This is a genomic window from Streptomyces sp. NPDC001493, from assembly GCF_053597235.1.
In genome coordinates, this window is the sequence record NZ_JBSFHV010000024.1 from 55,013 (window position 1) to 67,269 (window position 12,257).

Here is a 12,257-nt window from a genome sequence, read left to right on the forward strand (position 1 = left end):
GCGAAGCCGATCCGGGCGCGGGGGTCCGGGTGGTCCAGGATCATCGCGACAGCCTTCTCGGGGAGCGCGTCCCGGTGAAGGACCTGAAGGGGCGGTCCGTCACCGCCTCCGTCGAAAGCCAGCAGACGTAGCAGCAGAGAGGTGGGCAGCGCCGGGTTGCGGACGACGCCGTCCAGCGCGGATGCGTGCGGTGCGGCCATGATTCCCCTGCCCCGGTGTCTTCCTCTATGGGTACGGGAGCATGATTCCGCACGGGCCGACGGGGCCCCGCCGCGGGTTTGCCGCTGTTCTCGGGGGGCCTTGCTGTTCGGGTCCGCGCGCACCGCGTGGCCTCCGCCGGGTGCGTTTCGACGGGGCGCGTCTCAGTCCACGTCGAGGCCGTAGTCCCGGACCAGTTCGGCCAGACCACCCCGGTACCCCCGGCCACCGACCACGAAGTCCCAGTCGCCGCCCGCGCGGCGCCGGAAGGAGCCGAGAACCAGGGCGGTCTCCTCAGGACGGCCGTCGGAGACCTCCAACGTGCCCAACTCGGTGCCCCCGGAATCGAGCAGCCGGATGCCCGCCCCGGTGAAGCCGGACAGATCGGCCGCCGGGTCGGCCAGCGGGTCGACGGCCGCGACGACGACCAGGCGGTCGGCCCGGTCCGGCAGCGCGTCGAAGGACACCCGCAGGGCGGCCCTGTCCGGCGCGGCGGGCGGCAGCGCGCGCACCACTCCGTCGGGTGTGCGCGGGTTGTTGTAGAAGACGAAATGGTCGTCGTCGAGGACCCGGTCGCCGTGGCAGACCAGGGCGCACACGTCCAGGGCGACACCGCCCGTCCAGTACATGCCCAAGGTGTTGTGGTCGCCGCCGTCGGCCCCGGTGGCGTCGTCCGGGGCGGCCCGCTGGGCCGGAACAGGGCGCTCACCGTTGCCCAGCCGTCCTCGCAGACCGTGCCGGTGCAGCAGGTCGACCAGCTCGTTGCCCGCCACCAGCTCCAGCGGCTTTCCCCGGGCGAAGGCGTGCGAGCCGGGGCCGAAGCCGGACGTGGTGACCAGGACCCCCTTGTTGGCGCCGGCGTCCTGGACGGTTCCGTACAAGTCCCGGACGGCGGTCGGCGGCACCGTGCCGCGGTACCGCTTCACCTGGACGACGATCTTGCCGCCCCGGATCGGGGCCGGGTCCAGGGCATCGACGTCCACGCCCCCGTCGTTGGAGCGCTGCGTCGTCACCGCCCGCATCCCCATGGCCCGGAACAGCTCCGCGACCAGCGACTCGAAGTCGAGCGGGTCCATCTCGTACAGGTCCGGCTCCTCGTCCCCTCCGTGGGTGACCACATCGTCGCCGATGTCCTCGGGAACCCGGCCGGGCCGCACGGTGGTGTGCTGGTCGGGGCGCGCGGAGAGCTGGCCCCGCAACCCGTCCACCAGGCAGTCGACGGCACTGACCTGCTCCAGACGCAGACCGGCGAAGGTGGCACGCGCGACCATCACGGTGGCCACGAACATCCGCTCCCGCCGCCCGGTGGCCGGGTCGTGGTCGTCCACGAAGCCGTTGAGCGCGACCGACTCCAGGGCGCCGGACTCGTCCGCCGCGAAGAGGTCGTGCAGAACCAGCAGGAGGCACTGCGCGAGCACGTCCCGGTAGAGCGCGCGGCGCTGCGTGACCGGACGGGGCGTCTCCTTGTCCTGGTCGGAGCCGGGCAGATAGCGCACGATCTTCGTCTCGGGGACGACGTCGTACCGGGGCAGCTCCCAGTTGAGCACCAGCTGGCGTTCGCCGGAGTCGTACGCCGCCGACACCTGGCGGGGCAACCCCTCGGGCCAGGCGGTGGAGGCGTACAGGGCCGCGGAGAAGTAGTCCACCGCCGCCTCGGGATCGCCCTCCCCGAGCCCCTTCGCCATGTCGGCGATCCCCGCGTTGTGCCGGCGGATCTCGCCCAGCCGGCCGTCGGCCCACTGCTGGTACTGACGCTGCTGGTCGGTCAGTCGACGCAGCCGCTGCGCCTCCGCCGCCCGGGCGTCCCGCAGGTCGCGTTCGAACCGCGCCCGCGTCTCCGCCTGCGCCTGGGCCCGCCGGGCGGCGGTCCAGCCTCCCTGCGTCTGGTACCGGCTGTGGTTCGGATCCGGCATCGGGACGGGCCGGGCGAGCGGGCCCGGGGAGAACGCTTCGATCAGTTCGGGCCGCGTCAGCGCGGAGATCCTGAACGCGGGAGCCCGGCATCCGGCCGCCAGCAGACCCTGCAGCGCCTCGACGCGCGCGTCGAGCTCCGCCGTCCGCCGCCGGGCGTCCGTCTCGCGGTGCTGCCGGTACGCCGCCTGCTGCTCGCGGTGGCTGCGTGCCATCTCCCGTTGATGCGCGCGCTGTTGGCGTTCCTGGTCCCGTTGGAACCTTGCCTGCGCCTCCAGTTGGCGTTGTTGCTGGCGTTGCGCTTCGGCCCAGATGCCGACCAGCCCATTGGAACGACGACTCATGCCCTACGAGGCCTCCCCCACCAGACACACGGCGCCGCGCACCGGTCCTGGCCCCCACAACCAGCAGTGATGAGGTGACTTTAGTCCGCAATCGCGCCTCTGCCATCCACTTCGTCGGATGATCCCCCATGCGCAGGCGTTCGTACCGGGTGGTCCCGCGGGACATGGGGGAGTGGTCGCCCCACCTCCCGGTGCTCCTTCGACGAGGCCGGCTGAGCAGGGGTGGGCGCGAGCGAGCAGTGAAGTGGCCCGTCCGTCGAGCGGAGTTCCAAGGCGCGCGTGGAGCGTCGCTTCAACTCGTTTTCTCTCACTGTGAGTTGACCGGAAAGAGCGTCCCGGCCCCGCCGGGGCGGCTGGCATGCTCCCCGTGGCGGGGCCGTCCGGAAGGTCGTGGACGGGGCAGCGTCCGGCAGACCTCCTCCGGGCTCCGCACGTGCCATCAGAGCGCCAGATGCCCGAATTCCCGCCAGACGGAGGAATCACATGAGGCTCCCCTTCACCCGGCCGACGGCCGCCCGCCCCGGCGAAGCCGCGTCGTCGGCCTCACGGCCGCGGCCGGTCCGCAGGCGACCGGCGAGCGGACGCGTCACGCCGCTCGGTACGGCGATCGTGCTGCTCCTGGCCTTCTTCGCGGCCCTCGCACCCTCGTCCGCGTCCGCGGCGGACACCACCAGGATCGAAATAGTGAACGCCGGCACCAAACTGCGGGCCGACGTCATGTGGGGGTCCACGAGCTCCTTGACGGGTGTCTTCCTGTGGCCGGACAACACCAGCGCCTCGCAGGAGTTCGACCTGCTCGACAGCGGCAACGGATTCTTCCGGATCAGAGCGAGACACTCCGGCCAATGTCTCATGCTCGACTGGCGGGCCGGGACGTACAGCGACGGCACCAAGGTCCTCCAGTACCCGGCCTGCGACGCCGGATACGCCCCCGCCGAGTGGTCGGTCCAGATGATCCGGGCCGACAACTGCACCGGCCTCTGTTTCGGGGTCTGGTACATGCTGATCAAGAACCGGGCCACCGGCAGGTGTCTCGACGCGGAGGCACCCTCCGGGCATCCCGTCCAGGAGGCGGTCCTGCAGCAGTGGACGTGCATCACGGCGTACACCGACTGGAACGCCTGGAACCAGATGTGGGAGTACTCCGACCCCGATCCGATCGTCATTCCCTGAGCCCCGCCCGGGAGTGCGGAAGCCGCGCCCGCCCCGCGCACCTCTGGCCGGGCGCGGCCGTCCCGTGTTACCAAGACGGATGACCGCACCCGGGAACCCGACGCAGAAGAGCTACGACGCCGTGATCGTGGGCGGCGGCCACAACGGCCTGGTGGCCGCGGCCTATCTCGCCAGGGCCGGGCAGTCCGTTCTCGTGCTGGAGCGGCTGGGGACGACCGGCGGCGCGGCCGTCTCCACCCGCCCGTTCGCCGGGGTCGACGCCAGGCTCTCCCGGTACTCCTACCTGGTGTCCCTGCTGCCGGACCAGGTCGTCCGCGACCTCGGACTCCGCTTCACCACCCGGCGGCGCACCGTCTCGTCGTACACCCCCACCGTGCGCGGCGGGGCCGCCACCGGGCTGCTCGTCGGCGACGGCCGCACCAGGGAGAGCTTCGCCGCGCTCACCGGCGGGGACCGCGAGTTCGACGCCTGGCGGCGGTTCTACGGCATGACGCGGCGGGTGGCCGAGCGCGTCTTCCCCACGCTCACCGAACCCCTGCCCGAACGGGCCGAGCTGCGGGCGCGGATCGGCGACGACACCGCCTGGCGGACGCTGTTCGAGGAACCGCTCGGCGTCGCCGTGGAGGAGAGGTTCGCCGACGACCTGGTGCGCGGGGTCGTACTGACCGACGCGCTGATCGGGACGTTCGCCGACGCCCACGACCCGGAGCTGCGCCAGAACCGCTGCTTCCTCTACCACGTCATCGGCAATGGTACGGGCGACTGGGACGTCCCCGTCGGCGGCATGGGCGCCCTCACCGACGCGCTCGCCGACGCGGCGCGGTCGGCCGGTGCCGAGATCCGCACCCGGCACGAGGCGGTACGGATCGAGACGGACGGCACCGTCGCGGAGGTCACCGCCCGCGACGACCGGGGCGAGTACACCGTCGCCGCCCGCCGGGTCCTCGTCAACGCCTCGCCCCAGGCGCTCGCCGCCCTCACCGGGGAACCGGGCGACGGACCGCCCGCCCCGGCCGAAGGCGCCCAGCTCAAGGTGAACATGCTGCTCACCCGGCTGCCCCGGCTGCGTGACCGGTCCGTCGACCCCCGTGCGGCCTTCGGCGGTACGTTCCACATCGCGGAGGGGTACGACGCGCTGGCCCTCGCCCACCGTGAGGCGGCGGACGGGCGGCTGCCGAGCGCACCGCCCTCCGAGATCTACTGCCACTCGCTGACCGATCCGTCGATCCTCGGCCCCGGACTCGCGGAGCGCGGCTTCCACACCCTCACCCTCTTCGGGCTGCACACCCCGGCCCGGCTGTTCGCCGCCGACAACGCGGGTGCCCGTGAGACCCTCCTCGCCGCCACCCTGGCGCAGCTCGACGCCCACTTGGAGGAGCCGATCGCGGACTGCCTCGCCCGAGACGAGAACGGCACCCCCTGCATCGAGGCGAAGACCCCGCTCGACCTGGAGCGCGAACTGGGCCTGCCCGGCGGCCACATCTTCCACCGGGACTTCTCGTTCCCGTACGCCACCGAGCACACCGGCCGCTGGGGCGTCGAGACGGCGCACGCCAACGTCCTGCTGTGCGGCGCCGGGGCGGTGCGCGGCGGCGGGGTCTCCGGGGTCCCCGGCCACAACGCGGCGATGGCCGCGCTGGGGCGCTGACGGGGCGGGCCGGGGAATCGGCCACCGCGCACACGCGCCACGGCCTCGCTCAGTCCGCCGAGGGGGCCCAGCCGATGGCCGTGATGCGGGCCGCGTCGGCCGGACGGGCCTCGTCGAAGAGCACCCGGCCCGCGTCCCTCACCCGGATCGCGTCGGCGTACACCCCGCGCCCCACGTAGAGCTTGTCCGTCGCGTACCGCCAGCGCAGCAGGATCTCCTGACCGCGCCAGGCGCCGAGACCGGCGCTGACGGTGTGCCAGACCCGCCCGGACCAGCCCGACACCGCCCCCGTCGGGTGTGCGGCCGGCGTGCCGTGCGCCCCGGGGGCCGCGGGCACGGTGGAGAACGGAACCGGCTGCCACCCGGTGCCCGCGTCGGCCGACACCTCCAGGTACAGCGCGTCCGAATCCGGCTCGGTGTCCCACCAGAGCGAGCACTCCAGCCGGGCCCGGTCGGAGACGGGGCGCAGGGCGGGCAGCGTCAGCAGGGCGCTGGAGGAACTCGCCATTCCCGAGAACCACGCGGTCCGCCCGTGTGCGGGGCGGACGGCCACGGCACGTGCCATCCGGTCGGCGGTGGCGACGCGCGGAGCGCTGCCCGAGCGCCAATTGCGCACGGGGTGGACGGAGTTGCCGAGCACGATCAGGAAGGAGTCGGTCGTCGGGTCGATCACCAGGCTGGTTCCGGTGAACCCGGTGTGGCCCGCCGTGCGGGGGGTGGCCATCGCGCCCATGTACCAGTGCTGGTGGAGCTCGAACCCCAGCCCGTGCGCGTCGCCGGGGAACGCGGTGTTGAAGTCGGTGAACATCAGCTCGACCGACTCCTCGGAGAGGATGCGGGCCCGTCCGTAGATTCCGCCGTTGAGCAGCGTACGGGCGAGAATCGCCAGGTCCCAGGCGCGGGAGAAGACCCCCGCGTGACCGGCCACCCCGCCCAGGGAGTACGCGTTCTCGTCGTGCACCTCTCCCCGGACGAGCCCCCGGTCCAGCCCGGACCACGGCAGCCGGGCGTCCTCGGTGGCCGCGATGTCCGGCAGCCAGGACGCGGGCGGGTTGTAGCGGGTGCGGCGCATCCCGAGGGGTTCGGTGATCTCGTCCCGGAGCAGGACGTCGAGCGTGCGGCCGGTGATCTTCTCCAGGATCAGCTGGAGCGAGATCAGGTTGAGGTCGGAGTAGAGGTACGCCGTGCCCGGGGCGTTGAGGAGCGTTTCGTCCCAGAGGAGTTGGAGCTTTCCCTCCCGGGTCGGCGCCTTGTAGAGGGGGATCCAGGACCGGAAGCCCGAGGTGTGGGTCAGCAGTTGACGTACCGTCACCTCGCTCTTGCCGCCGCCCGCGAACTCGGGCAGGTACGAGGCGACCGCGGCCTCCAGTGTGAGCCGGCCGCGCTCGATCTGCTGCACCGCCAGGATCGAGGTGAAGAGCTTGGACACCGAGGCCAGGTCGAAGACGGTGTCCTCGGTCATCGGTACCTGCTGGTCGGCGGGGAACTCCACGCCGGTGTCGGTCTTCTCGTCGTACGCCGCGTACCGGACCGCCATCCCGATCGGCCGGTGCAGGGCGACCGTACCGCCGCGCGCCGCGAGCAGGACCGCCCCGGCGTACCACGGGTGGCTGGGGGAGTCCTCCAGGTAGTTCCTGGCCACGTCGACGAGCGCGCTCAGCTGCTCCTCGATCAGCCCGGCCCGCCCGGCGGAGCCGTGGCGCAGAGTGGGCCGCTCCGTCGCTGCCGTCATGCCGGCTCCTGTTCCCGCCCGGTCCTGGGCCTCCGCCCCGGAGGCCCCCGTGCCGGGCTCGGCGCCCGTCGCCACGCCCGCGAGGGGGAGTGGCGCCAGGGCGAGTGCCCCGCCGAGTGCGAGTATCCCGCCGCCCAGCCTCCGCCGGCCGATCCCGAAACCCTTCGTTTGCCCGGTCATCCGTGACCCCTCTCGGTCCGTGTCCGACACCCGCGTGAAAGTAACTTCCGAAAACGCGTCCGATCGTGAAACTTGTTGCCGGAGGAGAGGGTACTGTCGCCGCCGCCGTTCCGTACGGGGTTGCGTGTACCGGTAATTGACGTGCCGTCAGAAAAGGGTTCCCCAGGCACCCAGTCCCGGTATCCGCGCCACCCTTGACCGGCGGCCCCCGCACGCACAGGATTCCGGCCATGACAGGTGTACGCAGCAGTACGGTCGACGGCGTCCTGACCCGCAGCGCCCGGCGCACCCCCGGCCGCACCGCGCTCCGGTACGCGGACCGGTCGTGGACCTACGCGGAGCTGGACGCCGCCGTCAGTACCGCCGCCGCCGTCCTGACCGGCGAGCACGGGCTGCGCCACGGCGACCGGGTCGCCACCTACGCGCACAACTCCGACGTCTACCCGATCGCCTACCTCGCCTGCGCCCGCGCCGGTCTCGTCCACGTACCGGTCAACCAGAACCTCAAGGGCGACGACCTGAGCCACCTGCTCGGCGACAGCGGCAGCTCCCTCGTCCTCACCGATCCGGACCTGGCGGACCGTGTCCCCGCCGGACACGAGGTGCGGACGCTGCGCGACGCCCCGGGGTCCCTGCTCGACGCCCTCGCCACGCCCCGCCCGTTCACCCCCGAGCGTGCCGTGGGCGCCGACGACCTCGTACAGCTGCTCTACACCTCGGGGACCACCGCCCTGCCGAAGGGCGCGATGATGACGCACGGGGCCCTCGTGCACGAGTACGTCAGCGCCGTCACCGCACTCGGCCTCGGCGCGGCCGACCGGCCCGTGCACTCGCTGCCGCTCTACCACTCCGCGCAGATGCACGTCTTCCTGCTGCCCTACCTCGCGGCCGGCGCGGAGAACACCGTCCTGGACGCCCCGGACCCGGGCCGGATCTTCGACCTCGTGGAGGCGGGCCGGGCCGACAGCCTCTTCGCCCCGCCCACCGTCTGGATCTCTCTCGCCAACCATCCCGAGTTCGCCACCCGGGACCTCGGCGCCCTGCGCAAGGCGTTCTACGGGGCGTCGATCATGCCGGTGCCCGTGCTGGAACGGCTGCGCGCCCGCCTGCCCGGACTGGCCTTCCACAACTGCTTCGGCCAGAGCGAGATCGGGCCCCTCGCCCTCGTCCTCGGTCCCGCCGAGCACGAGGGCCGGATGGATTCCTGCGGCCGGCCCGTCCTCTTCGTGGAGGCGCGGGTGGTCGACGAGGGCGGCGCGGAGGTTCCGGACGGCACGGCCGGCGAAATCGTCTACCGCTCCCCGCAGTTGTGCCAGGGCTACTGGGGGCGGCCGAAGGAGACCGAAGAGGCATTCCGGGACGGCTGGTTCCACTCCGGCGACCTCGCGGTGCGCGACACGGACGGCTACTTCACCGTCGTCGACCGGGTGAAGGACGTCATCAACTCCGGCGGAGTCCTCATCGCCTCCCGTCAGGTGGAGGATGCCCTCTACACCCACCCCGAGGTGGCCGAGACCGCCGTCGTCGGACTGCCCGACGAACGCTGGATCGAGGCCGTCACCGCCGTGGTCGTGCTGCGTGACGGGGCCGACGCCTCGGAAGCGACCGCCGCCGGACTGATCGCCCACGTCCGCGAGGAGCTCGCTTCCTTCAAGGCCCCGAAGAGAGTCGTCTTCGTGAAGGATCTGCCGCGCAACGCCAGTGGCAAGATCCTCAAGCGGGAGCTCCGCGAGCGATACGCGCAGGGCGCGGAATGAGCCTTTCGGTACGACTTGCATCGTTCGCCCGGAAGTAGGGCTCCTTGTGGTCAAATGCCGTTTGTACAGAGCCGGTTAGGCATCGAACGGGCCACGGTCCGGCGTCAGGTGTGTGTACCTTTTCGCCGAGCCCGGAACTGTCTTGACCCGCACCTCGCCCGTCGCCTAATTTTCGCCTGCTCGGCTGAAAAGTAGGGGCCTCCACGGGGGGCCAGGGGAGGGATCGTTGTGAACTGGTACCTGGACGTACTCAAGAACTACGTGGGCTTCAGCGGACGTGCGCGCCGCAAGGAGTTCTGGATGTTCGCGCTCTTCAACATCATCGTCGCCATCGTGCTGTTCGCCATCGGCGCGGCCATCGGCTCGCAGTTCCTGTACTACATCTACGCGCTCGCGGTGCTCCTCCCGGGTCTGGCGGTCACGGTGCGCCGTCTGCACGACACCGGCCGCTCGGGCTGGTGGATCCTCATATCCTTCGTCCCCTTCGTCGGCGGGATCATCCTGCTCGTCTTCCTCGCGTCCGAGGGCAAGGCGGAGGCCAACGAGCACGGCCCCAACCCGAAGTACGCGGCCTGACCGCGCGCTCCGCGCACCGGAGCGGCACCCACATCCCGGAGGCCGGGACGGCAGCGCATGCCGTCCCGGCCTCCGGGCGTGTCCAGGAGCGGTCGGCAGCCCTGCGGCCGCCGACCTACCATGACCCCATGACCGGCGAGCGAGACCTCCGTACCCTCCTGCGATCCCTGCGGCCCGAGCTGAACGAAGGCCGGTACGTCTTCACCAGCGTGCGCCGGGACGCCGTACCCGCCGGAGTCTCGCCCGTCGTCACGGTCATGGAGCCGGAGGGGCTGACCCTCGTCCTGTCCGAGTACGAGGCGAAGCGGGCCGGCCTCAGCCACGCCTTCGTGGCGGGCTGGATCACTCTGCGGGTGCACTCCGCACTCGACGCTGTGGGGCTCACCGCCGCCGTCAGCCTGGCATTGACGGACGCGGGCATCAGCTGCAACGTGGTCGCCGGATACCACCACGACCACCTCTTCGTCCCGTACGAGCGGGCCGCCGAAGCCGTCACCGTACTGGAGACGCTCGCGGCCGAGTAGCCGTTCCGGGACTCCCCGGACAGTGCCCCGGCCGTAGCGGCCCGGGACCGGCGCCCGGTTCCCTCCACGCCCGCCCGGGCCCGGCTCCGCGACGTGAGCCGGGCCACGTAACATGGCTCCATGTCCTTCCTCCGCCGTCGCAGCGCCGCCACTCCCGCCGGCCCGGACTTCGATGTCCTCGCCATGGACCCGGGGGACTGGCCCGGGAACCTCGGAGCCGGTCTGCTGCCCGCGCCCGACGGCACCTGCCAGGGCGTCTTCCTCCGGTACGACCTCTACGGTGGCCGCGGTCCGGCCATGATCATCGGGAACCTCCCGGAGGGCTCGCCCGCCCGCGAGACCGAGGAGGGCCAGGTCCCCTTCGAGGTCGCGCAGCTGCTCCTCGCCCTGGAGAACGACGAGCCGGTGGAGGTCACCTCCACCGAGGACGTCCCCGTGATGCAGGGCGACAACCTGCTGATCGTGCGTCGCGTCAAGCTCTCCGAGACCCGCGTCGCCTGCGTGCAGTTCGACCGCAGCGACGGTGTCCTCGTCACGATCGCCAGCTGGGACCGCCCGATCACGGACGACCTCTACGCGCTGCTCAAGCCGCTGCCCGCGGAACTCTTCCAGCAGGGCTGACCGCACTCTCCCAAGCAGGCTGAAACGTCCCTGCGGCCCACGGACTCCTCCGAGGGCCGCAGGGACGTTTCGTTGTCGGGAGCACCGTCCGCCGGGCCGACGCGAGAGCCGAGCGGCCGGGCGCCGGGGTCAGGCCTCGGCGTCGCGGCTCCGGCCGGGAGTGAGGAGATAGGCCATCGCCATGTCGCCGAGTTCGTCGGCGTACCGGGCTCTGGCCGCTTCGCCGGTGGCGGCATCGGGACGTACGGAGTTGTGGAAGCAGGCGCCGAGGATCGTGCGGGCCGCGGTGTCGAGTGCCTGCCGGGGCTGGGAGCGGCGGATCTGGTCGGCGTAGGGGGCCGCCGCTTCGAGCAGGAGGCGGTGGAGTTCGGTGATGGTGCGGGCCCCGCGCTCCAGCGACTTGGTGCCCCGCGTGCGCAGCAGCTCGGGGAAGAGGCTGCTGTTGTCGGCGAACGACTGCAGCAGGGCGTGCGCGTAGGCGGTCATGACACCCGAGAGCGAGGGCTCGGCGGCACGCAGTCGCTCCGCCACGTACTCCTCGCGGCGTTCCAGCATCCGCTCGGTCAGGGCGGCGATCAGCTGCTCCTTGTCCTCGAAGCGGCGGTAGATCGTCCCGACGGCGACACCGGCGCGTTGCGCGACACCGGCGATCGTCATCTCCTCCAGGCCGGAGGCGGAGGCGATCTCCTCGGCCGCCCGCAGTACACGGGCCAGGGTCGCGGCGCTGCGGGCCTGCCGGGGCTCCCGGTAGGACGCTGGGCGCTCCGGCTCTTCGGTCATGTCCCGCATGGTATCGGCACCGCTCCCAGCAGGACTTTTTGACATCCGGTGCCCTCCTCGGCGTACCCTCACGATGTGAACGCGAATTCACATTCACATTTGGAGGCTCGACCATGACCGAGAAGAAGACGTTCCAGCCCGTCACCGTGACGCTCGAAGCCGGGCCCGCCGGCGCCGGAAGCATCGACGACTTCGAGCTCTTCTACGCCCGTCGCGCGGTGGACCGCTTCCGGACGCTGCTGGGCCGCCAGGGCCTCCTCGACCTCCTGGCCGCGGACATCGAGGAGGGCAACGCCGTCCTGCGGGAGAGCGCCCGCACCTCCGGAGGAGCCTTCAAGGGGGGCACCACCGTGCTCGCGACGAAGGGGCTGACCTCGGGCGAGTTCCTGGCCTGGATGGACAAGGCGTTCGCGGGGGACGAACGAGTGCTCCTCGCCGCGCACCCCGAGCACTACGTGATGGGCACCGACGAGACCGGCGCCCGTGTGGTGGAGAACATCGGCCCGCACGTCGCCGACTTCTACATGGGCGGCTGGGGTACCGACGCCCTGGCCTGGGCCGAGGACGCGGACGAGCTCCTCCCGGAGGCGGATTTTCCGCGCAGGATGTCCTCGAACCTGTTCCTGGCCGACGGCACCGTCGTCGGGCGGGCGCTGATCCAGTTCGGTGACACGGCGGACGGCTTCGTCGCGAACCTCACGGTCTACTTCCCCGTCGCGTGCCCGGACGAGGTCCTCGAACACCACCTGCGGCACTATGCCGTCGAGTTCCGGAACTGGATCGTCGTCGCCGCGGACTCCCGCGCCTGAGGTC

General features: G+C 71.7%; 10 protein-coding genes. 7 read left to right on the forward strand and 3 right to left on the reverse strand.

The features are described from left to right. Positions 1-362: 362 nt before the first annotated feature. Positions 363-2,453: a restriction endonuclease gene (locus ACWCWD_RS28610; RefSeq protein WP_450777089.1), complete on the reverse strand. Its 2,091-nt coding sequence runs from the start codon at positions 2,451-2,453 to the stop codon at positions 363-365. A gap of 483 nt (positions 2,454-2,936) precedes the next feature. Here ACWCWD_RS28610 and ACWCWD_RS28615 point away from each other — a divergent pair, with 483 nt between their 5' ends. Both ACWCWD_RS28615 and ACWCWD_RS28620 read left to right on the forward strand, forming a co-directional pair. Next, complete coding sequence (locus tag ACWCWD_RS28615) at positions 2,937-3,626, forward strand: RICIN domain-containing protein (RefSeq protein WP_450777091.1); 690 nt, start codon at positions 2,937-2,939, stop codon at positions 3,624-3,626. Between the two features lie 79 nt (positions 3,627-3,705). Beyond that, entirely contained in the window at positions 3,706-5,274 is a 1,569-nt protein-coding gene (locus tag ACWCWD_RS28620) for a phytoene desaturase family protein (RefSeq protein ID WP_450777093.1), read from the forward strand. A 49-nt stretch (positions 5,275-5,323) separates the two neighbouring features. On the opposite strand, the gene ACWCWD_RS28625 is transcribed toward ACWCWD_RS28620, so the two are convergent. After that, on the reverse strand, positions 5,324-7,186 hold the full coding sequence (locus tag ACWCWD_RS28625) for a serine hydrolase (RefSeq protein WP_450777095.1): 1,863 nt from the start codon (positions 7,184-7,186) through the stop codon (positions 5,324-5,326). A gap of 230 nt (positions 7,187-7,416) precedes the next feature. On the opposite strand from ACWCWD_RS28625, the gene ACWCWD_RS28630 reads away from it, so the two are divergent. The 4 genes from ACWCWD_RS28630 (at position 7,417) to ACWCWD_RS28645 (ending at position 10,664) form a co-directional block, all read left to right on the forward strand. After that, complete coding sequence (locus ACWCWD_RS28630; RefSeq protein WP_450777097.1) at positions 7,417-8,943, forward strand: fatty acyl-CoA synthetase; 1,527 nt, start codon at positions 7,417-7,419, stop codon at positions 8,941-8,943. 228 nt (positions 8,944-9,171) lie between these two features. Further along, positions 9,172-9,519 carry a DUF805 domain-containing protein gene (locus tag ACWCWD_RS28635; protein WP_450777099.1) on the forward strand — a complete coding sequence of 116 codons (348 nt, stop codon included), beginning with the start codon at positions 9,172-9,174 and terminating at the stop codon, positions 9,517-9,519. Positions 9,520-9,647: 128 nt separating this feature from the next. Continuing rightward, on the forward strand, positions 9,648-10,043 hold the full coding sequence (locus ACWCWD_RS28640; protein ID WP_450777101.1) for an ACT domain-containing protein: 396 nt from the start codon (positions 9,648-9,650) through the stop codon (positions 10,041-10,043). Between the two features lie 120 nt (positions 10,044-10,163). Then, positions 10,164-10,664, forward strand: a complete 501-nt coding sequence (locus tag ACWCWD_RS28645; RefSeq protein ID WP_390960747.1) for a hypothetical protein — start codon at positions 10,164-10,166, stop codon at positions 10,662-10,664. Positions 10,665-10,793: 129 nt separating this feature from the next. On the opposite strand, the gene ACWCWD_RS28650 is transcribed toward ACWCWD_RS28645, so the two are convergent. Then, on the reverse strand, positions 10,794-11,444 hold the full coding sequence (locus ACWCWD_RS28650; RefSeq protein ID WP_450777103.1) for a TetR/AcrR family transcriptional regulator: 651 nt from the start codon (positions 11,442-11,444) through the stop codon (positions 10,794-10,796). A gap of 113 nt (positions 11,445-11,557) precedes the next feature. Between ACWCWD_RS28650 and ACWCWD_RS28655 the strand changes: the two genes are divergently transcribed. After that, positions 11,558-12,253: a hypothetical protein gene (locus ACWCWD_RS28655; protein WP_450777105.1), complete on the forward strand. Its 696-nt coding sequence runs from the start codon at positions 11,558-11,560 to the stop codon at positions 12,251-12,253. Positions 12,254-12,257: the final 4 nt, after the last annotated feature.

Excerpts from the sequence above, each read along its gene's own strand:
- ACWCWD_RS28620 (WP_450777093.1), top strand. The coding sequence starts at position 3,706 with ATGACCGCACCCGGGAACCCGACGCAGAAGAGCTACGACGCCGTGATC.
- ACWCWD_RS28610 (WP_450777089.1), bottom strand. The coding sequence starts at position 2,453 with ATGAGTCGTCGTTCCAATGGGCTGGTCGGCATCTGGGCCGAAGCGCAA.
- ACWCWD_RS28625 (WP_450777095.1), bottom strand. The coding sequence starts at position 7,186 with ATGACCGGGCAAACGAAGGGTTTCGGGATCGGCCGGCGGAGGCTGGGC.
- ACWCWD_RS28650 (WP_450777103.1), bottom strand. The coding sequence starts at position 11,444 with ATGACCGAAGAGCCGGAGCGCCCAGCGTCCTACCGGGAGCCCCGGCAG.
- ACWCWD_RS28640 (WP_450777101.1), top strand. The coding sequence starts at position 9,648 with ATGACCGGCGAGCGAGACCTCCGTACCCTCCTGCGATCCCTGCGGCCC.
- ACWCWD_RS28645 (WP_390960747.1), top strand. The coding sequence starts at position 10,164 with ATGTCCTTCCTCCGCCGTCGCAGCGCCGCCACTCCCGCCGGCCCGGAC.
- ACWCWD_RS28655 (WP_450777105.1), top strand. The coding sequence starts at position 11,558 with ATGACCGAGAAGAAGACGTTCCAGCCCGTCACCGTGACGCTCGAAGCC.
- ACWCWD_RS28615 (WP_450777091.1), top strand. The coding sequence starts at position 2,937 with ATGAGGCTCCCCTTCACCCGGCCGACGGCCGCCCGCCCCGGCGAAGCC.
- ACWCWD_RS28630 (WP_450777097.1), top strand. The coding sequence starts at position 7,417 with ATGACAGGTGTACGCAGCAGTACGGTCGACGGCGTCCTGACCCGCAGC.